Here is a 25,763-nt window from a genome sequence, read left to right on the forward strand (position 1 = left end):
GTTAATGTGAATGATGGTGTTAAAGAGGAGATTATAGTATGTTGATTAAAATAGAAGCAATCGTAAGAGAAGAAAAAATGGAAGATGTCAAAGCAGCGTTAAATGACATCCAGGTAAACGGATTTACAGTAACCCAGATCATGGGCTGCGGAACACAGCGCGGCTATACAGAATATGTCCGTGGTTCTAAAATCGATGTATTTCTGAAACCGAAGATCAAGTTTGAGATCGTAGTATCATCAGAAGACTGGGAGATTAAAGTTATTGATGCCATTCAGAAAGCAGCATTCACCGGTGATCCGGGCGATGGTAAGATATTCAGCTACGAGATCCGAAATGCTGTCCGAATCCGAACCGGTGAGACCGGATATGATGCACTGCAGTCGGAGTTCCTGTAAAATAATAAAGATGTAAAAAAGATCCTTCTGGAAAAACTGAGATATTCAGATTTTCAGAAGGATTTTTTGCAGATAATTAACAATAGTCTTACTTTGATTTGATGTAAACTTCTGCAGTTACATATAAGATAGAAAGGTACACAATAGATCAGTTAGAAAGTAAAATTAAAACATACGGAAAAACTATGTCAAAAAAGAAATCAAAGAAGATCAGAAAAGAGCAGGCTCAGGAATTCAGTTCAGCAGAACCGGAACATCCTGAACTGGCGGCAGAAAAAACAGCAGCCATTGACAGCTGCATCAAAGATTCGGACTATTGCGATGGATTACTGGTCTGTGTTAGAATATGAGTTGTATTATAAAAAAAAGACAATGCGGAAATTGAAGTAGAATTAAAAAAATATGCAGAAGAAATTGCGAATCTGGACCACAGAATGCTGGAATTACGAAATAAAATTGAAAAAATCTGAACAACCAGCGAATGTGAGATCAGAATGCCTGTTATAAAAAAGAAAACGGAGAATTCCCGAAAGAAAAATTTAAGGAATTCTCCGTTTTATTATCTGACCGAGCAAACTATGAAGCTATTATTCAATATAGAGCTGTGCAACAAATGGGGCATAAGATATCCACCTGCTTTTTTTCTGCCATAGTTGTATTTCAGCTGCAAAGATGACATTTCTCACAGGCAGACGGTGTGGCTGCACAGCCGCCAAGAGCAGTCTCACGAAGCTCTGCAGGAAGCTTTTTTCCCACGGCGTACATGGTATCGATCATCTCATCCAGAGGGATAAACTGAGTGATACCGGCCAGTGACATTTCCGCTGCGATGAGAGCATTGGAAACACCGGCTGCGTTACGGTTCTGGCACGGATATTCTACCAGGCCGCCTACGGGATCACATACAAGTCCGAGCATGTTCATAAGGACTGTGGAAGCAGCGTAAGTGCATTGTAAGGGTGTACCGTCAAGAAGCTCTACAGCAGCGGAAGCAGCCATGGCAGAAGCAATTCCAACCTCAGCCTGGCATCCGCCGACAGCACCGGCAACAGTGGCATTACGCATGGCAAGATAGCCGATGGCACCTGCATTAAAAAGAGCCTGGCGGATTTTTTCATCGGAAAAGCCGTAGACCTCCTGAAGAGCAAGCATCAGTCCTGGAACGATCCCGGCACTGCCGGCAGTAGGAGAGGCAACGATAAGTCCCATGGAAGCATTGGTCTCCAGAGTTGCCATAGCGTAGGTGATACCTTTTCCAAGGACATTTCCGCACAGACTTTTTCCCTGGTCATGAAATTCGCAGAGCCTTCGGGCTTCACCGCCGATCAGTCCCCCCATAGATATCACCGGATCTTTGATGGGGGAAAAAGCAGCGTCCTTCATGATCTCCAGAACACGGTCCATGCGCTGGTTCACGATTTCAGCAGTGGTTTCACCAAGCAGGATCTCACGCTGGCGCATTACTTCGGAAATCGGAAGATTTTTTTCCCGGCAGAGAGCAAGGAGTTCCTTTGCATTTTTGAAATCCATAAAACACATCCTCCTTTTTCCTACATCTGAACAACCATGACATCATGGATGTTGGCGTTCCGGTGAATGCTTTCTACGATATCTTCAGGGAGATGACCATCGGATTCTACGATCGTATACGCTGTAGTTCCCTTGGACTCTCGGAAAAGACGCATAAAAGCAATGTTAATGTTACGTTCACTTAAGCATCTGGTGATGTAGGCCACAACACCGGGGGTATCCTGATGGATCACGATGATCGCGCTGTATTCGCCTGTGAAATCCACTTTTACGTGGTTGATCTCAACAATGCGAACCTTGCCGCCACCCAGCGATTCACCGCGGACAGTCATTTCCTGTCCCTGGTCATTGACCATATGGATATCCACAGTGTTAGGATGTACATCCGTTTCTGATTCATTAGGAGTAAAGGAAAAGTCGATACCTCTGTCTCTTGCAATGTCAAAAGAATTCCGGATGCGCATATCATCAGTAGAAAAGCCCATGATCCCTCCAAGAAGGGCACGGTCAGTGCCGTGTCCCTTGTACGTTCTGGCAAAAGATCCGTAGAGGGTGAACTCCACTTTTTTCAGGGGCGGCATGATCATTTTCTGAGCAAGGAAAGCGATCCGGGCAGCTCCTGCGGTATGAGAACTGGAAGGGCCGATCATGTTCGGACCCATAACGTCAAATACACTGATAAAAGACATTTTACTTAAATCTCCTGTGGTGTTTTTGCAATAAATTTCTTATAAATAGTGTCAACGATCACGCCGATAGCATTGTCACCGGATACATTGCAGGCTGTTCCAAAGGAATCCTGTGTGATATAAAGGGCAACCATGATCGCACAGATTGCACCGTCCGGATCACCGGCTTCAGCTCCGAATACCATGTAAAGGAATGGAAGAGCAGTCATGATGGAACCGCCAGGAGCACCCGGGGAAGCAACCATGGCAACACCAAGAGTCATGATAAATGGAACAACAGTACCAAGACTGATCGGCAGCTGGTTCATAAGACAAACAGCAGTTGCGCAGGCTGTGATGGTGATCATGGAACCAGCCATATGAATGTTTGCACAGAGCGGTACTACGAAGTTGCGGATCTGCTCGCACACGCCGTCATTCTTTGCACATTCCAGGTTGACCGGGATGGTAGCTGCGGAAGACTGTGTTCCCAGAGCAGTGGTGTATCCCGGAATCTGATTTTTGATCAGAGTGAAAGGATTTTTCTTGCTTACTGTACCTGCGACCAGGAACTGGATGGTAATGCAGATCAGGTGCATGATGATAACAACAAGGAATACCTTCCAGAGGATGCTTAAGATCGCGAAGGTTTTTCCGGAGATCGTCATATCTGTAAATGTTCCGCAGATATAAAGCGGAAGCAGCGGAATGATGATCGTATGAAGAACTTTGTCAATGATCTTGGAAAAGTCGCTCATTCCGTTATAAAGGCTGTTTCCCATTTCTTTTCCACGCATGGAAGAGAGACAGAGCCCCATAACAAAGGCAAGGGCAACAGCAGAAAGAGTATCCATGACAGGCTCCAGTGTAATAGAGAAAAACGGTGTCAGGGATGAGTCGGCAGTAGCTGCGATCTGATCCAGTGCACCTTCACTCATAAAGTGAGGGAACAGATTGGATGATACCAGGTAAGAAGCAGATCCTGCGATCAGAGTGGAACCATAGGCCAGAGCCACTGTGATCAGAAGGAGCTTACCAGCACCCTGTGAAAGATCTGCAATACCCATAGTTACATAGGCAAGGATCATCAGAGGGATCACGAATTTCAAAAATGTGCTGAAAAATCCGGAAAGGGTTACAACAAAGCGACAGAAGCCTTCCGGAAGAAACTGGCCGAACAGGATACCTACGATAATGGCAATGATCAGCTTCGGCACAAGCCCGATCTTAATTTTTTTCTTTTCCATTTGGATTCTTTCCTCCTGAGTATGAAAGTATGCAGTTACTATTTAATGCAGGATATTGCCAGTGAATAGTAACATTGTGTGTCGCTGTCACACGGACAGCGAGAATTAGTAAAGTTGCACAAAAATACGATTGACGTCTTCGTGATTATATTGTAACATTGATATAATAATAAGGCAAATTCATAGATTTCATTATCATGTTGAAATAATTTCATAGAAAAAAGGTGAAAAATCATGGAAATCCGTCAGCTAGAGACATTCGTACATGTAGCACAGCTTCAGAGCTTTTCCAGGGCAGCAGAAGTCCTCGGATACTCTCAGTCAGCCATCACTGTCCAGATCCGTCTTCTTGAAAATGAACTGGAAACCCGTCTTTTTGACAGAACCGGCAAGCGTGTTGTGCTTACTTCTTCAGGAAAAGAATTCCTGGATCATGCCAACCGGATCTTATATGACATAAACAGAGCGCGAAAATCAATGAACGACGATACGGAATTGAAGAACCCGCTGCATATCGGAACCATCGAGTCACTGTGTACAGCCAAGCTTCCCTCTGTTCTTACCAAATATCGAAGACTTCATCCGAAAGTTAGTCTCCAGGTAACGATTGATACGCCAGAGCAGCTGATCAGGATGATGGAGCATAATGGACTGGATCTTATTTACATACTGGATACTCCGAGATGGGATCAGAACTGGATCAAAGTAATGGAGAAGGCAGAACCCGTGGTGTTCGTGGCATCTGCAGATTCGGACTTTGCAGGAAAAACTCTGAAACTTAACGATATCCTGGAGGAGCCTTTTTTTCTCACAGAGAGGAATGCCAATTACCGGCAGGCCCTGGATCAGCAGCTGGCACTTAAGAAGCAGGCCCTGTCACCGGTGTTGGAGATCAGCGACACTGCCTTTATCATCCGTATGCTGGAAAAAAATCACGGACTTTCCTTCCTTCCCTATCTGGCTGTGGAGCGGGATATCAGGAAAGGACGTATCGCTCTTCTTCATGTGGAAGATGTGGAGATATCCATGTACCGGCAGATCTTTTACCATAAGAATAAGTTTAAGACAAGAGAGATGGAAGAATTTATCAGACTTGCGGCAGAGTGATCTGCCGCATTTTCTGTACGGTTTTACGGGTGAGGTATATGACATGGGGAGTGAACAGTAAGTTATTGTTCACTGGCAATATTCCGCGAGGTGTTTTTGGTGAGCGAAGGTCACAGAAATTCCAGTGCTGTATCTTGTAAAGCAGATAAAAATGTGGCACTATAGATGGTATAAAAAATCAGAGGAGTGATCAACATGGATTTTACAGAAGAAGCGAAGGTACTGGGCTTTTCCGATGCAGCAGTAATGGATACAGATAATCTGGTTTTTATGCCGGAGTACCGTGTTTTCTGTGAGGAGAATGCCTGCGGTAATTATGACAAGAACCCTGCATGTCCGCCGGAGAGCGGAACTGTGGAAGAGATGAAGGCACGTGCCCTTAAATATGAAAAAACACTGGTGCTTCAGACCACCCAGGACAGCCTTATGGATTATAAGAAGGCGAAGCTTTTTCACAACAAACTTACCGAAAAGCTTTCAGAAAAAATGAAAGAAGCAGGAAAAACAGACATTCTTATCATGAGTGCAGGTCCGTACAAACATAATTCCTGTATGTCTGCCTATTGCGTAAATGCCCAGAAAATGGCAGATGCGGTAAACATGCTATGTTGGACAGATGACGGAAAGATCCGATATTTTTCCCAGATCCTTTTCCATGAATAACAGATTTTCTGAGTAAAGTACTACGGTGGTTACTGTTCACTTTTTTCACTAAAGAACTGGACATAATAAACAAATTAGAGTAAAATTTATGTTATATGTACGTGCATAACGCATAAAAATGCTGGCTGTGAAATAAACAGTAACGATAAAAGTCCGGGGGTGGATCGGAAAAATGAAGAAAAAGATCCGGATTGAAAAAGTAAGCACCTGGAGCACGGTGATTGCTTTTTTTCTCACATTTGTATTTCTGGGAATTGCTGTGTGGAGCTGGGGGGAATTCAATACCATCAAGACAGCGACAGAACAGTATATTACCTGCGAGGATGCGACCAAACAGATGCAGGAGGGGTCTGATTATCTGACGGAGCAGGTACGGCTGTATACCATGACAGGTGAGAAGCAGTACATGGATAATTATTTTAAAGAGAAGGAAACCGGTAAAAAAAGAGAAGCTTCCCTGGAGTCCGTAAAAAAAGAATTTGGCGAAACAGAAATGTATTATTTGCTCCAGGCTGCGTATAAGAACTCTGAAGAATTAATGACCACTGAATATAAGGCTATGCGCCTGGTAGTGGAAAATACCGGACTTTCCAGGGAGGCATGGCCGCAGGAAATCCAGGATATCAAACTGTCATATCCGGAAAGCGATCTTTCTGCTACCGGTAAGATGCGTACAGCCCAGCTGCTTGTAAGTAACAACAGTTATCAGGCTGCCAAAGAACGGATTACCAACAAATGTCAGGAATGTAAATCACTTCTTGCAGACACTACCAGAAATGTTCAGGGAAAATCTATTCGTATTTCCAAAGAAATCGTGAAGAAACTGGAAGGCTGTATGGCAGTTCTGGTTGCCTTGATCGTGATCATCAGCGTAATAATACGAAAACTGATAGTAAAGCCTCTTCTCAGCTACAACCAGAGTATTAAGAACGGTGAAATTTTTCCTGTGATCGGTGCAGCGGAATTACAGAATCTGGCAGAAACCTATAACACCATGTACAGGGATATTCAGGAGACGCAGAAACTGATCCGGCATGAAGCTGAGAATGATGCTCTGACAGAACTTCTGAACAGAAGATATTTTGACAAGATCCTCAGGATATATGATGAAGGCAAGAGCTCTTTTGCCCTTCTTCTGAACCCGGAGGACGATCTTCCACCGGTTTCCCTGAGTGTGGGAGCAGCATTTGCAGACAGAGAGAATCCGGGAGAATGTATTTTCAAAGATGCGGACAAGGCTCTCTATTATGTGAAAGAGCATGGACGGAACGGCTGCAGTTTTTACTGATAACAGGCGGGGAGAAAGGTATGGGAGAGAATGAGTTTATTAGACGGATGTGACATGGAGGAGCTTCTGAGAGAGTCCAGACTGGGATTCTGGAAGATCGAATTTGAAGAGAAAGAGGGGGTAACTCCACGTTTTTATGCGGATTCTGTTACAGATGAACTGATGGGGATTTCAGCAGATATGACTCCGGAGGAGCGTTTTCTGTTCCACAGAGCACATATTCATCAGGATGATATGGAAATGTTCCTGGAATATTCTGATAAACTTTCAGAGGAGCGTACAGAGATCGTTTACCGTTATATTCATCCGATAAGTGGCGAAATGTATGTCCGCTGCAGCGGAAAAAGAGATTTTGCGGAAAAAGACAGAGTCTGTATTATAGGATTCCATCAGGATATTTCCCGGACTGTCCGGATGGAAAAAGAAAAGATGGCAGAGAAACGGCTGGCAGAACAGAATTATACGCTGCGTAAGGAACATCTTCTTCAGAGAGATTACTATAAAGATCTTCTGGACGTGCAGAACTGTGGGCTGATGGCATATACCTTTCCGGGACATAGGCTGATACATATGAATGCAGAGGCACTGAGGATTTATGGATATACAGATATTGCAGAAGTACAGTCCAAACTGGGGCCGATCATAAGGGGAGTATATTATCCGGATCCCGGCACTATTGACAAGCTGAAAGCACTTCGGAATGTAGATGATAATGTGGAATATGAATGCATTATCAATAAAGATACAGAGAAGGAATGTCATTCAATGGCAAAAACCCAGATCTTTACAACACCGGACGGTGAACGGGCTATTGTCACCACATTTCTGGATGTATCCAGAATGGTCATGCTGAAAGATGCACTGAAACAGGCAGAAGAGGGAAACCGTGCAAAAACGGCTTTTCTTTTTAATATGTCTCATGATCTCAGAACACCTATGAATGCCATTATTGGTTTTTCAGAGCTGATGAAACGTCACTGGGATAACAGAGAACTGGCGGAGAATTATCTCTATAAGCTGAAAGAGTCCAGTAACTATCTTCTTGAGATCATCAACAATGTTCTGGAGACAGCGAGAATCGAGAGCGGAAAGGAATCGCTGCAGGAATCTGACTGCAATATCAGAAGCCTTTATGAAGATATTAAGATTATCACAGAAGGCACCCTGGAGAAAAAACATCTGAAATTCGAAAAAAATCTGAGGATCACTCATGAGAATGTAATCGGTGACCCCCTGAAACTGAAAGAGATATTTGTAAACATATTGGGGAATGCAGTGAAGTATACTCCGGAATATGGAAAAGTTGTGATGACCATTACAGAGATCGAGCCGGAAAAAGAGGGCTGTGCAACATTTCGAACAGTGATTGGAGATTCAGGCATCGGTATGAAACAGGAATATCTGGAACATATTTTTGAACCCTTTTCCAGAGAAAAAACATCTTCGGAATCCGGTGTCATCGGAACCGGACTTGGTCTTTCCATTGTAAAATCTCTTGTGGAAATGATGGATGGAAGGATTTCTGTTGAAAGCGAAGAAGGCAAAGGAACAAGATTTACAGTTGTTCTTTCACATCCTGTAGCCCAAATTAAGGAACAGGAAGAAAAAATGCAAAATACAGAAGTTACCTGTGCAGAAGAGCTGAAAGGAAAAAGAATCCTGGTGGCAGAAGACAATGCACTGAATGCAGAGATCATTCTGACCATTCTGAAAGATTACGGCATAGAGGCAGAGCTTGCCGGTGATGGAGATATTGTCATAGATATGCTGAAGAGAAATCAGGCAGATCATTATGATATGATCCTTATGGATATCCAGATGCCACATATGGATGGATATGAGGCAACGAAGGTAATCCGCAGACTTGAAGACAGGAGGGCAGAGATTCCCATTGTGGCCATGACAGCCAATGCTTTTGAGGAAGACCGTAAAGCTGCATTTGCGGCAGGAATGAACGGTCACGTTGCGAAACCGATTGAGATATCCCGGCTTCTGGAAACTATGGCAGAACTTCTGAACTGAAAAAACTTTTGAATAAAAAGCACGCGTATATACACGCGTGCTTTTTTGCACTCTAAAGGCGAAAATTGTAAATAATATACAAAGAAATATACTGCGAATTAGATAAAAATGCGAAAAAACGGAAAAAAGAAAAATAACATTGCATAATTAAAATGCGTGTGATATTATACACAAAACAAGATGAACACGCAATAAGCACGCGCATATAACAAAGCGCACGCAATTTTGCTGTTCGAAGGAGGTTATTATGACTGGAAAGTTGAAGAGACAGCGTTTGCTTACTATGATTTTCGGGGCTTTTGCAATCTTTTTTACAGGCTATCCTCATGTATGGTCTATTTACCAGCCCTATGTGATGGAGCAGGCAGGCTGGAGTCAGGGACAGGCATCCATGTGCTTTTATCTGGCACTGAGCACCTTTGTATTCGGAAATATCGTAGGCGGAAGGATGCAGAACCGCTTTAAGGAAAAGACGATTGTATGGATCGGAGGCGGGATCTTTGCGGCAGGAATCCTGGCATCCGCATTTCTGATCGTTCCCACACCGCTTCCTATGTATCTGTCCTATGGCGTGATGCAGGGATTTGGACAGGGAATGATCTACACGGTGATCCTGGCAACAGTGCAGAGATGGTTCCCGGACCGTACCGGATTTGCTTCCGGTGTTGTGGTAACTGCCAACGGACTTTGCGGATTTTTCCTGGCGCCGCTGAGTCGAAAGCTGCTGGAGGCAGAGGGCGTGCAGAAAACCCTTCTGATCGTCGGGGCAGCCATCACAGTGTCCTGGATCCTGTGCGGCATCTTTTTTCAGGCACCCGATAAGCGACTGGTGAACGCAGGTGGCTCTGCGGCAAAGTCCGGGACACCGGAGGTGAAGCAGTATACATCCGGAGAGATGATGCGCACAAAGAATTTTTATCTTCTCCTTGCGACCATGTTCTTTGGACTGATTTCTTATTTTATGGTTTCACCGGTATCCCAGACCTACCAGATCGACCTTGGGATCCCGTCTGCAGTGGCAGTCAGTGCAGTTATGCTTGGATCTATTGTCAATGCGGGAGCAAGACTGGTGCTTCCGACACTTGCAGATAAAGCAGGCAGGATTGTCTGCATCAAAGGCGTGCTGATCGTGGCAGTGATTGCTATGGGAGTTCTTGCTGTATCCGGATCCCTGGCAGTAACGGTTGCCATTGTCCTGATGTACGGCTGCTACGGCGGCATCATGGGAAGCTTTCCGTCTCTGACAAGCTCTATTTTCGGAATGAAGCACACCGGGGAAAATTACGGATTCGTCATGTTCGGCATCGTATTTGCAACCTTTGGCGCACCGGCGATCTCAGGTCTGGTGAGCAGCAATGACTATGAGATGAACGTGGTATTTGGGATCGGAGCTGTTTTTGCAGTGATCGCATTTGTATGCCTGACTCTGCTTGGATGGAACCTTGTGAAAGAGAGAAAACAGACGGACATATCTGAGAAAGAAAAATGTGAGCCGTCTCTGGAAAACTGAATATTTTGCACAGTTGGATGGGGCTGAAAGCTTCAGCATTGTGAGTTGCCGGAATCAGATATTTCTGATAGGATAACTGAAGGATGAGAAAATCAGATATTGTTATTGCCTGTTTATGGAAGAGAGTGTGTGAAATACTGCAAAAATAAGGAGTTGATGCATATGATCACCTGTCAGGATATACTGGAGCTGCAGCTGGACGGAGTGGAGCTGATCGCCGGGGAAAAAGGTCTCGCAAGACCTGTCACATGGACCTATATGGTGCAGACCCGGCCTTTTGAGGAGCATATGAACCAGGGAAATTTTGCCCTGTGTGTGGTAGACTATGTCCGGTTTGACCTGGAAGAAGCCGGGAAAACTATGGAAGAACTATATGGGCTTGGGATTTCCGGCTTTGGGATTTCTATCACCGATGATAAAGAACCCGTCCCGAAGGAGATGATCGACAAAGCCAATGAACTGAAGCTTCCGTTGTTTTACATCCGGTGGGAGGGAGCTTCTTTTGTGGATATTGCCCAGAGTGTGGGGAAGATCATCCTGGAATATGAAATGCAGAACAGGCGGATGGGAGATTATCTTTATAATCTTCTGTTTGGCTATGATGTTAATGACCGCTATATCGAAAAAATCTCCCAGCAGTTCGGGATCAACTTTACAACACCCTGCAGAGTAGGGATCATTGTGGCTGACCGGAAATACGGCATCAATCTGGAGCAGGATGAGCATATCTACGAGTATTATGCCAATTATCTGAACCAGGAAGTCATGGCAATGGAGGGAAATCCCATGTTCCTCCGGTTTCTCAACAAATTTGTCCTTCTTTTTGAGGCAAAAAAAGACAAAAGCATTGAACATGAGCTGGAAAAGGTTCTGCAGAAGATCGATGCCAGTCCGCAGTTTCACGGAACCATCCGAAGCACCTGTATCCTGGGCGGCATCTACACCAATCCTGCAGATTTCGGCACCAGCTATCAGGAGGCAAAGCGTCTGATCCCAAAAAAAGACATGCTTCCCAACCCCAAACATAAAAAAGTCTTAAGTGCCACAGCAATGGGGATTTATCAGTATCTGTTTAACAATGACAATCACGATGAGATCCTGAATTACTGTAATGAACGGCTGGGTAAGCTGGAGGAATACGATCATGCCAACGGGGCATTTCTTCTGGATACCCTGCTTGCCTATTACATGAATGGCTTCAGCGTGGGAAAAACAGCGCAGGAGCTTTTTATCCACAGAAATTCCTTGCAGTACCGGCTGAATAAAATCCAGGAGCTGGTGGATTTTGAGCTGGATGACTACATGGAATATCTGGATGTGGTGAACTGTATCCTGATCAAACGGCTGATGTTTTCCTGAAAATCTGTTTTCTGCAAATACGGTACAAAACAACAGCACTGTGCAAAATGCACAGTTACTTTGTGCAAAATAAAAGTTGACGAAAAGCTTCTCCTGAGTATAATGAAGTCTATCAAACAACAAAGGCGTTGAAGGAAATGAAAAATTTCTTTCAGCGCCCTTTTTGTTTACAGGCGAAAACGTTCAGGTCGACCAGTTAAATATGTTTTGTGCCAGCTATGTAGAAGAGGAGGAAACGAATATGAAAAAAAATCTTTTAGGTAAAATGGTGATCACAGGTATTATTTCCGTAGCAATGTTAGCATCTACAGCAGCTTCCACATGGGCAGCAGACAAATCAGATAAGGATGTGTTAAGGGTTGGCATGGAATGTGCATATGCACCGTTCAACTGGACCCAGGATACAGATACAACCCCGGACGGAAGCAAGGCAGAACCTATTTACGGCAGTGATTATTACGCATATGGCTACGATGTGGCAGTAGCTCAGAAGCTTGCAGATCAGCTTGGAATGAAGCTGGAGATCCACAAGGTTGAATGGTCCTCCATCGGAATCTCCATGGATGCCGGCGATTATGACTGTATCATCGCAGGCATGGGAAAAACGGCAGAAAGAGAAAAATCATATGCATTTACAGAACCATATTATTACAGAGATAACTGTATCGTGGTAAAGGCAGGAGGCAAATATGACGATGTCAAAGGTCTTTCCGATCTTGCAGGAACAGGCTGCAAGGTTACCACACAGCTTGGAACCGGATGGGTACCGCTTCTGGATCAGATCGACGGTGCAGAGCAGTCCGGAAACTATGAGACAACATCAGAGTGCTTTATGGCAATCTCTAACGGAGTTGCAGATGTCTGCGTTGTAGATGTTCCTACAGCAGAATCAGCAGCACTGACAAACAAGGATCTGAAGATCATCAACCTGGATGAGAAGGATACCTTTAAAAATGATGATGAAATGGTCAATGTCTGCATCGCAACAAGAAAAGATGATACAGAGCTGAGAGATAAGCTGCAGGGTGCCATGGATGATATTGGCTGGGATGACAAGGAAAAAATGGATGAGCTTATGGATACCGTCCTGACACAGCAGCCGGCAGCAAACTAATCAAAGCGGGGTGGAGATATGTTAGGTTTTTCAATTACAGATCCGTCCAATTCCCTGGAATGGATGATCTTTCTGGCAAAAAAATATTCCGGTATGTTTCTGGAAGGAACCTGGCTGACTCTCTATATAGCTGTAGCAGGAACCATTCTTGGTTTCCTGCTGGGCTATATCATCGGTATCATCCAGGATATCCGTATCAATGAAGGCGACAGCATTCTGAAAAAAGGAATTTTTAAAATTTTAAAGGCAATCTGCAGGATCTATGTGGAGGTTTTCAGAGACACACCTATGATCGTTCAGGCGATGGTCCTGTATTATGGTATCCGTCAGGCAAATGTGAATATTACACCATTGTTTGCAGGTGTTATGGTAACGGTACTGAACACCGGAGCCTACATGGCAGAAACTGTCAGAGCCGGCATCGGTTCCATTGATATGGGGCAGAGGGAAGGCGCCTGGGCCATGGGAATGTCACCTATGAAGACCATGATCTACGTGGTACTTCCGCAGGCTTTCAAAAATATCATCCCTGAGATGGCAAATACATTTCTTACAAATCTGAAAATGACTTCCGTTCTGAATGTTATAGCAGTTCAGGAGCTGTTTATGGCAGCAAAGACTGTAGGCGGAAATTATTATAAATATTTTGAATCCTATCTTGTTATTGCAGTGATCTATTTTGTACTCTGCTTTGTATTCAACCGTCTGTTTACATTCCTTGAAAAGAAGATGAAGAAAACAGAGAACTACGCACTGGCAGTGGAATATATGGAAAATCCGTAAGGAGGGAAAAATAATGGGTGATGCAATCATATCCGTTGAGGAATTAAGTAAAGCATTTGGACAGCATGAAGTACTGCGAAAAATTGACTTCAACGTGGAGCCGGGCGAGATCATCTGTATTGTTGGTTCCTCCGGTTCCGGAAAATCCACTCTGCTTCGCTGTATCAACAAGCTGGAAACCCAGACCAGCGGAAAGATACGCTATCATGGAAAAGAGATCGGAGCAGTACAGAAGGAGATCAATGATTATAGGTCAAAGGTCGGCATGGTATTTCAGTCCTTTAATCTCTTTAACAACATGACTGTTCTCCAGAACTGTATGCTCTGTACAAGAAAAGTCCTTCATCTTTCAAAGGAAGAAGCCTTTGATCGGGCGATCACACATCTGAAGCAGGTAGGTATGGCACCGTTTATCAATGCAAATCCAACACAGCTTTCTGGTGGACAGAAGCAGAGGGTTGCCATTGCAAGATCGCTTTGCATGAATCCTGAGGTCCTGCTTTTTGATGAACCTACATCAGCACTGGACCCGGAGATGGTAGGAGAGGTTTTAAATGTTATGAAGGAGCTGGCGACCACAGGCCTTACTATGATCATTGTGACTCATGAGATGGCATTTGCCAGAGATGTTTCCACCAGGACGATTTTTATGGATCAGGGTTACATTGTGGAGGATGCACCTCCGGCGGAGCTGTTTAAAAATCCTAAAAATGCCCGTACCAGAGAATTTTTGAGCCGTTATCTGGCAGGATAGGAAGGAGTATAAAATGGAAAATTTTATTGTAACCTTTGCCAGAGGTTTTGGAACCGGCGGAAAGGAAATCGCCTCCATGCTGGCAAAAGACCTTGGAATCCACTGTTATGAAAATCGTATCCTGACACTGGCAAGCCAGATGAGCGGACTGGATGAAAAGCTTTTCCTGGATATCAATGAGCGTATCCGCAGTAACGGAGGATTTACAGGATTTCTTAAAGGGCTGCCCAGATCCAGGCAGTACATTGCGAGAAACGAGAAATTTGTTTCCGATGACCGGTTGTTTGAGTATCAGTCACAGATCATCAGAAATCTGGCAGATCAGGAATCCTGCGTGATCGTCGGTAAATGCGCGGATTATGTCTTAAAGGGCAGAAAAAATGTGGTAAGTATCTATATCGAAGCGCCGCGTGCCTTTTGTCTGGAGCGGACCATGCAGAGGATGAAGGTATCCGCAGATGTGGCAGCAGCCACCATTGAGAACACAGATAAGTACAGGGCGGACTATTATAAATATTATACAAAAGGAAATTACTGGACCAATCCCGTCAATTACGATATGACGCTGAACAGTGAAAAAGTCGGAATTGCAGGATGTGTAAAGATGATCGAAGAATATCTGGTGATGAAGGGTCTGATCACACGGGAACAGATCTTATCAGAACAGATCACAAAAGGGGAGGAAAAGAAATGAAGCTGGAAGAAACAGGACTGACATTTGAGGATATCAAGGAAAAAGTAAATAAATACATGATCGAGACCTATGAGAGAATGGATTTTCTGGCAGAAAGTGCAAAAGACCAGTATATCTACAATGAGAAGGGCGAAAAATATCTGGATTTTTATGCAGGTATCGCAGTAAACTCCGCAGGAAGCTGCAATGAGAAGGTAGTAAAAGCGGTTGTGGACCAGGCACAGACACTGATGCATACCTTCAACTATCCGTACACCATTCCCCAGGCTCTTCTTGCTGAAAAGGTCTGCACAACCATCGGAATGGATAAGATATTTTTTCAGAACTCCGGTACAGAGGCAAATGAGGCTATGATCAAAATGGCAAGAAAATACGGAATCGAAAAATATGGTCCGAACCGTTATCATATCGTAACTGCAAAAATGGGATTCCATGGAAGAACCTTTGGTGCCATGTCTGCTACCGGACAGCCGGGAAACGGATGCCAGGTTGGCTTCGGTCCTATGACCTACGGATTTTCCTATGCACCGTACAATGATCTTGAGGCTTTCAAGGATGCCTGCACGGAAAATACCATTGCCATTATGATAGAGCCTGTACAGGGCGAGGGTGGTGTCCATCCGGCAACGATGGAATTTATGAAGGGACTTCGGGAATTTTGTGATGAGAACGATATGCTCCTTCTTATTGATGAGGTTCAGACAGGCTGGTGCAGAACCGGTAAGGTGATGAGCTATATGCATTACGGGATCAAACCGGATATTGTGTCCATGGCAAAGGCCCTTGGAGGAGGTATGCCGATCGGCGCGATCTGCGCTACAGAGGAAGTAGCAAAAGCATTCACACCTGGTTCCCACGGAACAACCTTCGGCGGACATCCGGTTTCCTGTGCTGCGGCACTTGCAGAGGTTGGGGAACTTCTCGACAGAGATCTGGCTGGCAATGCGGCAAAGATGGGTACTTATTTTATGGAAAAACTTGCAAAGATCCCTCATGTAAAAGAGGTTCGTGGTCAGGGACTTCTGGTAGGCGTGGAATTTGATGATGCTATTTACGGTGTGGATGTAAAGCATGGCTGTCTGGACAGCCATCTTCTGATCACTGCAATCGGAGTACATACCATCCGTATGGTACCGCCGCTGATCATTACAGAGGAGGACTGTGATCAGGCGGCTGCCATCATTGAAGAGACAGTAAAAGCACTTTCAGAATAAGCGGAGGAGATGGACAGCATGAAAAGATTTACATTTTCTGTACCGCAGAATATTCTTTTTGGTGAGGGTGTATTAAAGGAGCTTCCCGGGGTAGCCGGGAAGCTTGGAGGAAAACATGGTTTTATCATTTCCGGTCCCACACTGAACAGACTTGGTGTGGTGGGGCAGTGTGAAGAGATCCTTACACAGGCCGGCATTGCAGTCAGCACCTTCTGTGATACAGAAGGAAATCCATCCGTGGAGACTGTGGAACGTGCAGCAGAAGCGTTCCGGGCAAGCGGAGCGGATTTTATTGTCGCTCTTGGTGGGGGTTCCCCTATGGATGTGGCAAAAGCTGTCGGTGTTGTGGCAAAATACGGCGGCAGCATCACGGAATATGAAGGGGCAGACAAGGTGCCGGGGGCGATCATCCCGCTGATCGCCATTCCTACAACAGCAGGAACCGGATCTGAGGTGACTGCCTTTTCCGTCATCACGGATCATAAGAGAAATTATAAGCTGACCGTATTTTCTTATGAGCTGATCCCGGCATACGCGCTGCTGGATCCGACACTTCTTACATCTGCTCCGGCATCTGTGGCAGCTGCCTGTGGGGTGGATGCGCTGATCCATGCAGAGGAAGCATACGTTTCTCTGGATGCCTCTCCTTTTTCCGAGGCCATGAGCGAAAAGGCAATGGAACTCATTGGGCGGAGCATCCGGACCTACGTGGCAGACCGCAGTAATAGGGAAGCAGCTTCCGACATGCTGGCAGGCTCTCTTTTTGCAGGGATGGCTTTTTCCTGGGCAAGGCTTGGAAACATCCATGCCATGAGCCATCCGGTCAGTGCCTTTTATAATGTGCCTCACGGCGTGGCAAACGGGATCCTGTTCCCTTACGTTGTGAAATATAATGAAGAAGCAGCCTTTGAAAAATACCGGAAGATCTACAACAATATTTCCACGGAAAAGAAAAGCGCAGAGGAATTTTCCAAAGGAATGCTGGAGCAGGCGGTACGGGAGCTGAATAAACAGCTGGGAATTCCCGCAAAATTATCGGACGTGGGAGTAACCAGAGAGCATTTTTCCCAGATGATAGAGGATGCCATGAAAAGCGGAAACATTGCAGTAAATCCCCGGAAAACAGGCAGCGAGGATATTCTGGGGATTTATGAAGAAGCGTTATAAAGGAGCTCCGGAAAGGCAAAGATAGCTGAAATATAAAAACAGAGACCAGAAGTTTCCAAAATTCTGGTCTCTGTTTTTTGTGTGCCCAAAAGAAGCAAAACATAAAAATCTCCCCGGAAAAAAGAAAAATATCCGTATTATCCGGACCAGGATCTTCTGGTATGATGGTATCAGGAAAAGTTTAGGCTGATGGGAGGAGAAACTTTATGGAATATATATTTAAGCAGGCAAAGCCTGTGTGGGGAACGGATCTGAAGAACAGATATAATCAGTTTCTGGGATTTTATGCGGAAATCAAAGAGCACAGAAAGATCAGGATCGCCATTGCGGCAAGAAGTAGCTATCGTTTATTTGTGAATGGGAAATTATATGCCTGTGGGCCGGCACGATGTGCAGATCATTATTGCAGAGTGGATGTACTTAATATCGAGGGCAGTCAGACAGAGGGAGGAGCGGAAAAAAGTTCTGTTGCTGTGGAAATAGCGGCGTTTGATAAAATGGGTAAATACTGCAATGATAATACACTGGAAAAAGGAATTTTTATTGCAGAGATAGAAGATGAGAATGGGAATGTTCTTGCAGCCACAGGAAAAAACGGAGAATTTTTATATCAGGAGCTTGCTTACAGAAGATCAAATGTGGAAACCATGAGCCATTCCAGAGGAATCCTTGAGTGGTATGATCTGAAGCCGGACAGCTATGCCTGGATCCGGGGAAAAGGGAACTGGCAGACACCACAGGAGGTTTCGGAAAAGATCACTTTTCTGGAAAGAAGAGCGCCCTATGCTACGCTGAATTCAATCAGGATCAGTCATTTTATGGGAATCTATGATATGATAGATACAAAAAATGCAGGAGAAGGCTTTGTGCTTCAATTAGCAAGAACCTTTAACCGGGAATGGTATGAACAGCTGCCGGAAGAAAATCAGTTTCTGCAAAAATTGCGGGGACTTGAGGAAAGAGCTTTCAGCGGAAGCTTCAGGCTGAAACAGGATCTTCAGATAAAGCCGGAGACAGGCATAGTCAGCGCGGTGTTTGAACATCCGGTTTCGGAACTGGGATTTGTGGAATTTGATGTCAAAGTTGAAAAAGAGACGATCCTGGATCTGATCAATACGGATCATTTAAGTTACGAAGGCGAACTGAAGGCCAATACCTATGTGACAAGATATAATCTGAAACCGGGCAGTTATCATCTGATCACCTTTGAACCGAAGCTGGTAAGATATCTCCGTTTTCTTTTCCATACAGAAGGAGAGATCCGGCTTGGATGGCCATCTGTTCTGGATGACAGTTATCCGGATCCGGGCATCTGCAGTTTCTTTACAAATGACGGTGATCTGAACCGGATCTATGAAGGCGCAAAACGTACTTTGCGGCTCAGTACACTGGATATTTTTATGGACTGTCCTCAGAGAGAACGAGGCGGCTGGCTTTGTGATTCTACGTTTTCAGCAGAGGCTGCATGGCAGCTGTTTGGAAGCCTCGGAACGGAAAAAGATTTCCTGGAGAATTTTCTGCTGACAGAAAATATGTGGAAGGGATTTTTTCCGGAAGTTTATCCCGGAAGTAAAAAAGATAAAACAGATCCCGGAATCATAAACTGGTCTTACTGGCTTGCCATAGAACTTTGTGACTACTATCAACGTTCCGGAGACCGGGCATTTCTGGAAAAGTTCCGGTGCAGAATAGAAGAATTCGTTAATGGAATATTATCTCTCAGGGGAAAAACAGGTCTTATAGAAACAGAAAAGGGAGAATTTGTGGACTGGTCTCTGGCAAACCGGGATTTTGCCCTGAAACCCATCAGTATTGCAAATAATTGCCTGGCAGTAAAAGTTCTGGAAAGACTGGGAGAGATCTACGGGCAGCCTTCATGGAAAAAAGCTGCGCAGGATATGCGGGCGATCATAGAAAGGCTGGATGATACGGCAGGTATCTTTGGCGGAGGCGGAGACGGAGCAATCGTGGAAGACGGGAAACTGAAGCGAAACGATTGTCCTTCGGAAGGTGGACGCAGTCTGGAGATCTACAGTGGTTTTCACAGAAACGACAGGATCTATCTCCGGCAGTTTATAAAGACTATGGGCCCCTGTCCGGAATTTCCGGCAAATCCCAATATTGCAGGTTCCAATCTTTTTATTGGATTAATGATACGATTTGCCGTACTGTCGGAACTGGGAGAAACAGAAGAACTGATCCGGGAGCTGAAGCAGGTATATCTGGAGGAACTTAAAGTCGGCTCAGGAACATTTTTTGAAAATATCAATGCAATATCAGGATGCCACGGATTTAACGGAATGGCCGGAGCATTACTGAAAAAAAACATATTGGGATTAGACCAGCCGTCTGAACTGGAAAAGAAGATTCTTTTTGCGCCTCATCCCTGCGGTCTGAGATGGGCAGAGGGAACTTCTCTGTGCAGCGACGGAATGATATTCTGCAAATGGCAGGCAGATTATGAGGAACATGAGCTGAGGATCATCCTGCAGCTGCCACAGGAATGGAAAGCAGAGTTTGTAAGACCTTTTGAGCTTTCCGGGTGGAAAGTCCTGTTAAATGGACATATGGCAGAAATATAAAAAAACATGTGGGCAAGGGAAGGAGCTGTTATGAATAAATTTCATTTTCGAACGATCCGGGGAAGGATGACAGTAAGCTTTGTAGCAGTTTTTCTTATCATTATAGCGTTTATGGGATGCAGTATATATATTTTTACAGGAAGACTCCTGGAAAAAAAGAATGAGCAGTCCTATATAAAGATCCTGGATGCAACCGATGAAGTATTGAATGATAAGGTAACTTCTTATGCTGGCGTATCACGTATGATCCTTGGAGATGAAAAAGTTCAGAAAATCCTGCAGACAAAAGATTCCGGTGTTGGAAGGATCATGGAGCCCTCTCGCTGGTATGGCCTGGAAGCGATAGGAAGTACGTATATTTATAATCTGCAGGATCTGGTCGGAATTTATATTTTTGACAATGATGGAAAATTTTATTATCAGGAGCCGGGAAAAACAAGTTCAGAGGCAGAGCTGGATGCAGATTATGAAAAAATCTCTTCCGCAGACTGGTATCATCAGGCAGAAGAAGCAGCGGGAAAAGAGATCATGTACGGTTATGATGTTTTGGGAAATTCGGAGAATATTATTTCCTGTGTAAAAATACTGAATAAACTGAATACATCTGACAAGATCGGACTTCTGATACTTCAGATCAACAAAAACACCATGCGGAATGTGATCGGCCAGTTTCCCACAGATGGTGATATCTATGTTCTGAAGAATCAGGAACGGATCGTTTATCAGAATGGATATCAGGAGAAGCTGTTTCAGGAAAAACTGGAAGAGATCCTGAAAAATTCGGAAAACAAATATCTGATCACAACGCTGGAATCCGCTCAGGATGACTGGACTCTGATCCATGCAGTTCCCAGGAACTCCGTTTTCCGGGAGGCAGGACAGATGCGGACGATCATTCTCATCGTTGCGGTAGCTGCTGTTATCTTTACGGTAATTCTTTGCGTGACAGAAGCAAGAATGATCACAAAGCCATTGCTGAAGCTAAAAGAGGATATTGCCAGAGTGGGAAGGGGAAAAAGATCTTTTTACCATTCTTACGGGAATGATGAGGTAGGAGTGATCGGTACGGAATTTCAGAATATGGTTATGAAGGAACTGAAACTAAAAGAACAGATATCGAAAGAGGAGCTGTTAAGAAAGGATTCTCAGCTTCAGCTTTTGCAGTCACAGATAAATCCCCATTTTCTGTATAATACATTGGATACGCTGTATTGGATGGCACTGGAAGAAGGAGCAGAGCAGGTGGCAGATCTGACCCAGGCCTTGTCCGAAATCTTCAAGATCAGCTTAAGTGAGGGTGTGGAATTTATTTCCGTGGGAGATGAGATCCGATTTATAGAAGATTACCTGCATATTCAGAATGTCAGATTTGAGAACAAATTTCTGGTAAAGATCCTGGTTGATGAGGAAATCATGGATATGCATATTATCAAACAGATCCTGCAGCCTTTTGTAGAAAACGCAATATATCACGGTCTGGAGCCGAAGATAGGAAAAGGCTGTATCACCATAACAGGAAAAACACAGGAAGATCATCTGATATTTACCGTGGAGGATGACGGCGTGGGCCTTCCGGACGGAGTTGATGTAATGCAGGGATACGCAGTGTCCAATGTATATCAGAGAATACGGCTTCACTATGGAGAAAAGGCGGATATTCAATTTGAAAGCTGTCCTGGTGAAGGAACGACTGTGAAACTTATTTTGCCTGTGGAGGAGGTAAAGAATGTTAAAGATCGCGTTGATCGATGATGAAAAGATCGTGCTCAGGGGGATTGCGGCTCTGACGAAAAAAGAGCCTGGTTTTGAACTGGTGGGAACTGCAGAAAATGGAATTGATGGACTGCAGATGATCCTGGAAACAAAACCGGACATTGTTATGACAGATATCCGAATGCCGGGAATGAGCGGACTTGAGATGATAAAAAAAGCGAAAAAAGAAGTTCCGGAAAGTATCTATATTGTCTTCAGCGGATTTAACGAATTTAAATACGTTAAGGAAGCCATTGGTCTGGGAGTGATCGATTACCTGGAAAAACCGGTTACCGTTCCGAAACTGCGGGAGGTTTTGAAAAAAGCAGGGGATCTTTATAACTACCAGAAAAACTATCAGGAAATGACCAGAAATCTGGAAAAGGCGGACAGGGTCTACGTGGAAAAATTTTTGCGGGATCTGTATGAGAATCCGCAAAAAGAAGAAGAGATCCTGCAGATGATCATGGAGAAAGACGGAAAATTCCGGAATATCCATTCCGTTTGTGTTGCTAAGGTATGTGAGACACAGCGACAGGAAATTGATGATTACAGAGAGATCATTCATAAGATGACCTTTGAAATGATAGAAGGGAATCCGGTAGAGGTATATTCTTTTTATGAAAAAGAATGTCTGATGATCGTATATTTTAATTTTGGTGCCATGGAATTTCCTTTCCGGGAAAAGCTGAAAAAAAAGAAAAAAGAGATAGAGGACAGGGAGGATATGTTTACGGTGGGATTCAGCCGCACGCATAGAGAAATCTATGAAATCAGTAAAGCTTTCGAGGAGGCAGGCAGTGCCTTGCAATATGCCAGATATCTGGAGATGGAAGAAGCGGTCTGTATTGATGAAGTGGAATATTCAGAACCTCTTCCGGGAGAGCTGAATCAGGACCAAGAATCCCTGGAATTTAATTTCCGCATGGGGCAGTATGAGGAATGTAGAAGGCAGATACAAACCTATATCGGATATTTGAAGAGCATGGATCTGATTCCGGAACTTTTTGTTCGGAAATGTCGGGAATTATTATATCTGCTTCAGAGAATGTTTAATGAAGCAGGAACAGAAAAAGAACAGTATCTGGATATTGATTATCAGGAACTACAGCAGCAGATATCAGAAAGTAAGATTGCGGAATGGACACTGGAACAGACAGAGCTTATTTTTTCCAAAGCAGAAAAATCCAGAGAGGATGATTCCTGCTGGGCTGTGAGAGAGGTTAAGAATTACGTGGAGCATCATTATGCCCAGGGAATCTCCCTGGATGAAGCGGCAGAAAATGTTCATATGAGTAAGACCTATCTCAGTATGCTGTTTAAAAAAGAAGAAGGAATCACATACATCAAATATCTGACAAAGATCCGAATGGAAAAGGCCATGGAATTCCTGCAGAAGGGATATAAAGCAAAAGAAGTCTGTGAAATGGTAGGATATCATGATTATAAGTATTTCAGTACACAGTTTAAAAAGAGTACGGGAATGACGCTGGATAATTATAAAAAATCCCTATAAGCATAAAAAATCCCCCAGGAATCATAAAATCCTCCGGATTTTAGGGAAAGAGTTTTTTCGGTACAATATAATCAGCTTAAGAAATAGCGGAGTGATAAAAAGGAAAAATCAGGAGGATGAACTATGAAGCTGAAAAAAGTTACAGGAAGTCTGATCGCTGCAGCGGCAGCAGTTTCACTTATGGCAGGAGGAACCGTACCGGTATCCGCAGCAAAAAAAGACGCCGGAAAAGAAAAAACCGTGCATTTTCTTACCGCATGGAATGAAGATAAGGATACCACGGCAGTAGTTAAACAGCTGACAGAGGAATATAATGCCACGAATCCGGAAACACCGATCAATCTGGAGATTGAGGTAGTAGCACAGTCAGATATGAACCAGAAGCTTTCCGTACTGGCTGCAAGCAATGATCTGCCGGATCTCTTTGTTACAGGAACACAGGAGTACATCGAAAAATATGTAGATCAGGGAATCCTGAAAAATATTGATGATGTGATCGCTGAGCAGGGGGTTACGTCTATTTCTGATGAAGACAGACAGGCAATCCTGAACCTGACCAAGCTGGATGCTATGTACGTAATGCCTACGAACAAAAACATTGAAGGTATCTGGTATAACAAACAGATCTTTAAAGATAACGGACTAGATGTGCCGAAAACCATGGACGAATTTATGGATGTATGCGCAAAACTCAGTGACGCAGGAATCCAGCCAATGGCAGTGGCTGGAAAAGAACAGTGGCCGCTTACAAGACTAATCGGAGCCTATGCAACGCAGGCAGGTGGAAATGATCTACTTGTAAAAGCAAATGCCGGAGAGGTTTCCTGGAAGGATGATGCATTCCTTGAAGCTTACAAATGGATCGCTGAAATGGGCGAAAAAGGATATATGGGCGAAGGTATGACAACCGTTGATTCCGATACACAGAATTCTCTGTTTACTTCCGGTATGGCAGCAATGTGCTATAATGGCTCCTGGTTTACAGAAAGCCTTAGCAGTGACCAGAATACTCTTGGAGAAAATGTGGGATTTTTTGCCTTTCCTACTGTTAAAGATGGAAAAGGAACTGCAAACACCTATACAACTTCCTACGGAATGTACATGTGTGTAAAAAATGATTCCTATGATGATGCTATGGGTGCATGGCTTGGATACATAATGAAAAACTTTGGAAACAAAGGAATGGAACTTCATAACTGGATCACACCATATGCAACAACAGAAGATTTTGATATGGGTTACTTTACAAAGCTTCTCTCCGATGCAACAGAGTCTGAAGGTGCAGCTTCCGTATGGCCGGAATATGCAATGCCTACCAGTGTGCAGGATGTAGAATATCAGGGCGCACAGATGGTAGCTCTTGGCCAGATGAGTCCGGAAGATTACGGAACATCAATTGATGATGCATGGGCCATGGTACAGTAACAATTATAAAAAAAGAAGGCTGGCGAAAACAGCCAGCTTTCTTTTTTTGGCCTTTTTTCAGGAAAAAGGGAGGAAAGAATGAATAAAGTACTGGGAAATAAAAAAGCGATCGCGTTATTTATATTACCGGCAGTGATCTTGTTTACCTGTCTGGTATTCATTCCGTTGATCTGGTCATTTGTGTATACATTTTTCAGCGGCCAGCCGGGACTGGATTTTAAATTTGCCGGAATGAAAAACTATGCCAGGATCTTTGCAGACAAGACTCTGTGGGTCACAGTGAAAAATAATCTTCTCTATGTGGTAGTTGTCGGTGGAGCACAGATCATTCTTGGATTTCTGATCGCAATGCTGATCAATTTCGGAGTAAAGAAGCATCAGAATCTGGTGAGAACTCTTTTATTTGTTCCGGTTGTACTTCCAGGTGTTGCAGTGGCACAGATGTTTATTAAAATCTATGCGATTACGCCACAGTATGGTCTGCTGAACAGCTTTTTTTCAGCAGTGGGATTGGACAGTCTGGTAAAAGGCTGGATCGGTGATCCGAAGACAGCCATGCTTGCATTGATCATCATGGATATCTGGAAAGCGGTAGGTATGTACATTCTGGTTTTCTATTCGGGAATCATCGAGCTTCCGGAGGATTCTGTGGAAGCGGCGCGAATTGACGGAGCAACAACATGGCAGATTATTACAAAGATTCAGATTCCGCAGCTGAAGCCGGTTTTCAGAATGGCGATTGTTATCTGTATCACGGCATGCTTTAAGGTTTACGATTCTCCGGTTGCTTTAACAGGCGGTGGTCCGGGAACGACAACCATGATGCCATCTATGTATATGTACAATACGGCATTTAATTATGCACAGTTTGGCTATGGAAGTGTTCTGGCAGTGATCATTCTGATCGAATGTGCGATCTTTACCTTTGTGGTGGGTCGCATTTTTAAGACAAAAGACGGAGAGTGAGGAG

Annotated in this window: 22 protein-coding genes; 19 read left to right on the forward strand and 3 right to left on the reverse strand. The window is 44.2% G+C overall.

Going from position 1 to position 25,763, the window contains the following annotated elements; all coding sequences use genetic code 11:
• Nucleotides 1–38 precede the first annotated feature (38 nt).
• Both AC04Q4_RS16355 and AC04Q4_RS16360 read left to right on the forward strand, forming a co-directional pair.
• Nucleotides 39–398, forward strand: coding sequence for a P-II family nitrogen regulator (locus AC04Q4_RS16355; protein ID WP_119238757.1), 360 nt, complete (start codon nucleotides 39–41; stop codon nucleotides 396–398).
• Between the two features lie 185 nt (nucleotides 399–583).
• On the forward strand, nucleotides 584–748 hold the full coding sequence (locus AC04Q4_RS16360) for a hypothetical protein (RefSeq protein ID WP_173738254.1): 165 nt from the start codon (nucleotides 584–586) through the stop codon (nucleotides 746–748).
• A 310-nt stretch (nucleotides 749–1,058) separates the two neighbouring features.
• On the opposite strand, the gene sdaAA is transcribed toward AC04Q4_RS16360, so the two are convergent.
• From sdaAA to AC04Q4_RS16375, 3 genes are read right to left on the reverse strand one after another with little or no spacing between them, the layout of a single operon-like run.
• Nucleotides 1,059–1,928, reverse strand: coding sequence for an L-serine ammonia-lyase, iron-sulfur-dependent, subunit alpha (gene sdaAA, locus AC04Q4_RS16365; protein WP_476389303.1), 870 nt, complete (start codon nucleotides 1,926–1,928; stop codon nucleotides 1,059–1,061).
• Nucleotides 1,929–1,948: 20 nt separating this feature from the next.
• Nucleotides 1,949–2,617: an L-serine ammonia-lyase, iron-sulfur-dependent subunit beta gene (gene sdaAB, locus AC04Q4_RS16370; protein ID WP_119238759.1), complete on the reverse strand. Its 669-nt coding sequence runs from the start codon at nucleotides 2,615–2,617 to the stop codon at nucleotides 1,949–1,951.
• A 5-nt stretch (nucleotides 2,618–2,622) separates the two neighbouring features.
• Nucleotides 2,623–3,843, reverse strand: coding sequence for a dicarboxylate/amino acid:cation symporter (locus AC04Q4_RS16375; RefSeq protein WP_173738251.1), 1,221 nt, complete (start codon nucleotides 3,841–3,843; stop codon nucleotides 2,623–2,625).
• A gap of 234 nt (nucleotides 3,844–4,077) precedes the next feature.
• Here AC04Q4_RS16375 and AC04Q4_RS16380 point away from each other — a divergent pair, with 234 nt between their 5' ends.
• The 17 genes from AC04Q4_RS16380 to AC04Q4_RS16460 all read left to right on the forward strand — a co-directional run bounded on the left by AC04Q4_RS16380 (nucleotide 4,078) and on the right by AC04Q4_RS16460 (nucleotide 25,759).
• Nucleotides 4,078–4,950, forward strand: coding sequence for a LysR family transcriptional regulator (locus AC04Q4_RS16380; RefSeq protein WP_119238761.1), 873 nt, complete (start codon nucleotides 4,078–4,080; stop codon nucleotides 4,948–4,950).
• A 195-nt stretch (nucleotides 4,951–5,145) separates the two neighbouring features.
• On the forward strand, nucleotides 5,146–5,613 hold the full coding sequence (locus AC04Q4_RS16385; RefSeq protein WP_173738250.1) for a DUF2284 domain-containing protein: 468 nt from the start codon (nucleotides 5,146–5,148) through the stop codon (nucleotides 5,611–5,613).
• Nucleotides 5,614–5,785: 172 nt separating this feature from the next.
• Nucleotides 5,786–6,901, forward strand: coding sequence for a GGDEF domain-containing protein (locus AC04Q4_RS16390; protein WP_476389304.1), 1,116 nt, complete (start codon nucleotides 5,786–5,788; stop codon nucleotides 6,899–6,901).
• 30 nt (nucleotides 6,902–6,931) lie between these two features.
• Nucleotides 6,932–8,923 carry an ATP-binding protein gene (locus tag AC04Q4_RS16395; RefSeq protein ID WP_476389305.1) on the forward strand — a complete coding sequence of 664 codons (1,992 nt, stop codon included), beginning with the start codon at nucleotides 6,932–6,934 and terminating at the stop codon, nucleotides 8,921–8,923.
• 247 nt (nucleotides 8,924–9,170) lie between these two features.
• Nucleotides 9,171–10,433 (forward strand): MFS transporter, encoded by a 1,263-nt coding sequence (locus tag AC04Q4_RS16400; RefSeq protein ID WP_476389306.1) that lies wholly within the window; start codon nucleotides 9,171–9,173, stop codon nucleotides 10,431–10,433.
• Nucleotides 10,434–10,595: 162 nt separating this feature from the next.
• Nucleotides 10,596–11,792 carry a PucR family transcriptional regulator gene (locus AC04Q4_RS16405; RefSeq protein ID WP_195456318.1) on the forward strand — a complete coding sequence of 399 codons (1,197 nt, stop codon included), beginning with the start codon at nucleotides 10,596–10,598 and terminating at the stop codon, nucleotides 11,790–11,792.
• Between the two features lie 241 nt (nucleotides 11,793–12,033).
• Nucleotides 12,034–12,906 (forward strand): transporter substrate-binding domain-containing protein, encoded by an 873-nt coding sequence (locus tag AC04Q4_RS16410; RefSeq protein WP_173738245.1) that lies wholly within the window; start codon nucleotides 12,034–12,036, stop codon nucleotides 12,904–12,906.
• An 18-nt stretch (nucleotides 12,907–12,924) separates the two neighbouring features.
• Nucleotides 12,925–13,689, forward strand: coding sequence for an amino acid ABC transporter permease (locus AC04Q4_RS16415; protein WP_243121578.1), 765 nt, complete (start codon nucleotides 12,925–12,927; stop codon nucleotides 13,687–13,689).
• Between the two features lie 10 nt (nucleotides 13,690–13,699).
• A complete protein-coding gene (locus AC04Q4_RS16420; protein WP_276530704.1) occupies nucleotides 13,700–14,443 on the forward strand; it encodes an amino acid ABC transporter ATP-binding protein in 744 nt (247 codons plus the stop codon).
• A 13-nt stretch (nucleotides 14,444–14,456) separates the two neighbouring features.
• Complete coding sequence (locus tag AC04Q4_RS16425) at nucleotides 14,457–15,137, forward strand: cytidylate kinase-like family protein (RefSeq protein WP_173738244.1); 681 nt, start codon at nucleotides 14,457–14,459, stop codon at nucleotides 15,135–15,137.
• A complete protein-coding gene (locus tag AC04Q4_RS16430) occupies nucleotides 15,134–16,351 on the forward strand; it encodes an acetylornithine/succinylornithine family transaminase (RefSeq protein ID WP_476389307.1) in 1,218 nt (405 codons plus the stop codon). The genes AC04Q4_RS16425 and AC04Q4_RS16430 overlap by 4 nt, the downstream gene beginning before the upstream one ends.
• Nucleotides 16,352–16,369: 18 nt before the next feature.
• Entirely contained in the window at nucleotides 16,370–17,518 is a 1,149-nt protein-coding gene (locus AC04Q4_RS16435) for an iron-containing alcohol dehydrogenase (RefSeq protein WP_476389308.1), read from the forward strand.
• Between the two features lie 206 nt (nucleotides 17,519–17,724).
• Nucleotides 17,725–20,100 carry an alpha-L-rhamnosidase-related protein gene (locus AC04Q4_RS16440; protein ID WP_476389309.1) on the forward strand — a complete coding sequence of 792 codons (2,376 nt, stop codon included), beginning with the start codon at nucleotides 17,725–17,727 and terminating at the stop codon, nucleotides 20,098–20,100.
• A 30-nt stretch (nucleotides 20,101–20,130) separates the two neighbouring features.
• Nucleotides 20,131–21,852, forward strand: coding sequence for a cache domain-containing sensor histidine kinase (locus AC04Q4_RS16445; RefSeq protein WP_173738240.1), 1,722 nt, complete (start codon nucleotides 20,131–20,133; stop codon nucleotides 21,850–21,852).
• Nucleotides 21,827–23,368, forward strand: a complete 1,542-nt coding sequence (locus AC04Q4_RS16450; RefSeq protein ID WP_476389310.1) for a response regulator — start codon at nucleotides 21,827–21,829, stop codon at nucleotides 23,366–23,368. The genes AC04Q4_RS16445 and AC04Q4_RS16450 overlap by 26 nt, the downstream gene beginning before the upstream one ends.
• Before the next feature lie 123 nt (nucleotides 23,369–23,491).
• Nucleotides 23,492–24,793, forward strand: coding sequence for an ABC transporter substrate-binding protein (locus AC04Q4_RS16455; RefSeq protein WP_195456321.1), 1,302 nt, complete (start codon nucleotides 23,492–23,494; stop codon nucleotides 24,791–24,793).
• 78 nt (nucleotides 24,794–24,871) lie between these two features.
• A complete protein-coding gene (locus tag AC04Q4_RS16460) occupies nucleotides 24,872–25,759 on the forward strand; it encodes a carbohydrate ABC transporter permease (RefSeq protein ID WP_118512810.1) in 888 nt (295 codons plus the stop codon).
• Nucleotides 25,760–25,763: the final 4 nt, after the last annotated feature.

The organism is Blautia sp. HA8986 (assembly GCF_056504635.1).

Excerpts from the sequence above, each read along its gene's own strand:
- AC04Q4_RS16355 (WP_119238757.1), top strand. The coding sequence starts at position 39 with ATGTTGATTAAAATAGAAGCAATCGTAAGAGAAGAAAAAATGGAAGAT.
- AC04Q4_RS16360 (WP_173738254.1), top strand. The coding sequence starts at position 584 with ATGTCAAAAAAGAAATCAAAGAAGATCAGAAAAGAGCAGGCTCAGGAA.
- sdaAA (WP_476389303.1), bottom strand. The coding sequence starts at position 1,928 with ATGGATTTCAAAAATGCAAAGGAACTCCTTGCTCTCTGCCGGGAAAAA.
- sdaAB (WP_119238759.1), bottom strand. The coding sequence starts at position 2,617 with ATGTCTTTTATCAGTGTATTTGACGTTATGGGTCCGAACATGATCGGC.
- AC04Q4_RS16375 (WP_173738251.1), bottom strand. The coding sequence starts at position 3,843 with ATGGAAAAGAAAAAAATTAAGATCGGGCTTGTGCCGAAGCTGATCATT.
- AC04Q4_RS16380 (WP_119238761.1), top strand. The coding sequence starts at position 4,078 with ATGGAAATCCGTCAGCTAGAGACATTCGTACATGTAGCACAGCTTCAG.
- AC04Q4_RS16385 (WP_173738250.1), top strand. The coding sequence starts at position 5,146 with ATGGATTTTACAGAAGAAGCGAAGGTACTGGGCTTTTCCGATGCAGCA.
- AC04Q4_RS16390 (WP_476389304.1), top strand. The coding sequence starts at position 5,786 with ATGAAGAAAAAGATCCGGATTGAAAAAGTAAGCACCTGGAGCACGGTG.
- AC04Q4_RS16395 (WP_476389305.1), top strand. The coding sequence starts at position 6,932 with ATGAGTTTATTAGACGGATGTGACATGGAGGAGCTTCTGAGAGAGTCC.
- AC04Q4_RS16400 (WP_476389306.1), top strand. The coding sequence starts at position 9,171 with ATGACTGGAAAGTTGAAGAGACAGCGTTTGCTTACTATGATTTTCGGG.
- AC04Q4_RS16405 (WP_195456318.1), top strand. The coding sequence starts at position 10,596 with ATGATCACCTGTCAGGATATACTGGAGCTGCAGCTGGACGGAGTGGAG.
- AC04Q4_RS16410 (WP_173738245.1), top strand. The coding sequence starts at position 12,034 with ATGAAAAAAAATCTTTTAGGTAAAATGGTGATCACAGGTATTATTTCC.
- AC04Q4_RS16415 (WP_243121578.1), top strand. The coding sequence starts at position 12,925 with ATGTTAGGTTTTTCAATTACAGATCCGTCCAATTCCCTGGAATGGATG.
- AC04Q4_RS16425 (WP_173738244.1), top strand. The coding sequence starts at position 14,457 with ATGGAAAATTTTATTGTAACCTTTGCCAGAGGTTTTGGAACCGGCGGA.
- AC04Q4_RS16430 (WP_476389307.1), top strand. The coding sequence starts at position 15,134 with ATGAAGCTGGAAGAAACAGGACTGACATTTGAGGATATCAAGGAAAAA.
- AC04Q4_RS16435 (WP_476389308.1), top strand. The coding sequence starts at position 16,370 with ATGAAAAGATTTACATTTTCTGTACCGCAGAATATTCTTTTTGGTGAG.
- AC04Q4_RS16440 (WP_476389309.1), top strand. The coding sequence starts at position 17,725 with ATGGAATATATATTTAAGCAGGCAAAGCCTGTGTGGGGAACGGATCTG.
- AC04Q4_RS16445 (WP_173738240.1), top strand. The coding sequence starts at position 20,131 with ATGAATAAATTTCATTTTCGAACGATCCGGGGAAGGATGACAGTAAGC.
- AC04Q4_RS16450 (WP_476389310.1), top strand. The coding sequence starts at position 21,827 with ATGTTAAAGATCGCGTTGATCGATGATGAAAAGATCGTGCTCAGGGGG.
- AC04Q4_RS16455 (WP_195456321.1), top strand. The coding sequence starts at position 23,492 with ATGAAGCTGAAAAAAGTTACAGGAAGTCTGATCGCTGCAGCGGCAGCA.
- AC04Q4_RS16460 (WP_118512810.1), top strand. The coding sequence starts at position 24,872 with ATGAATAAAGTACTGGGAAATAAAAAAGCGATCGCGTTATTTATATTA.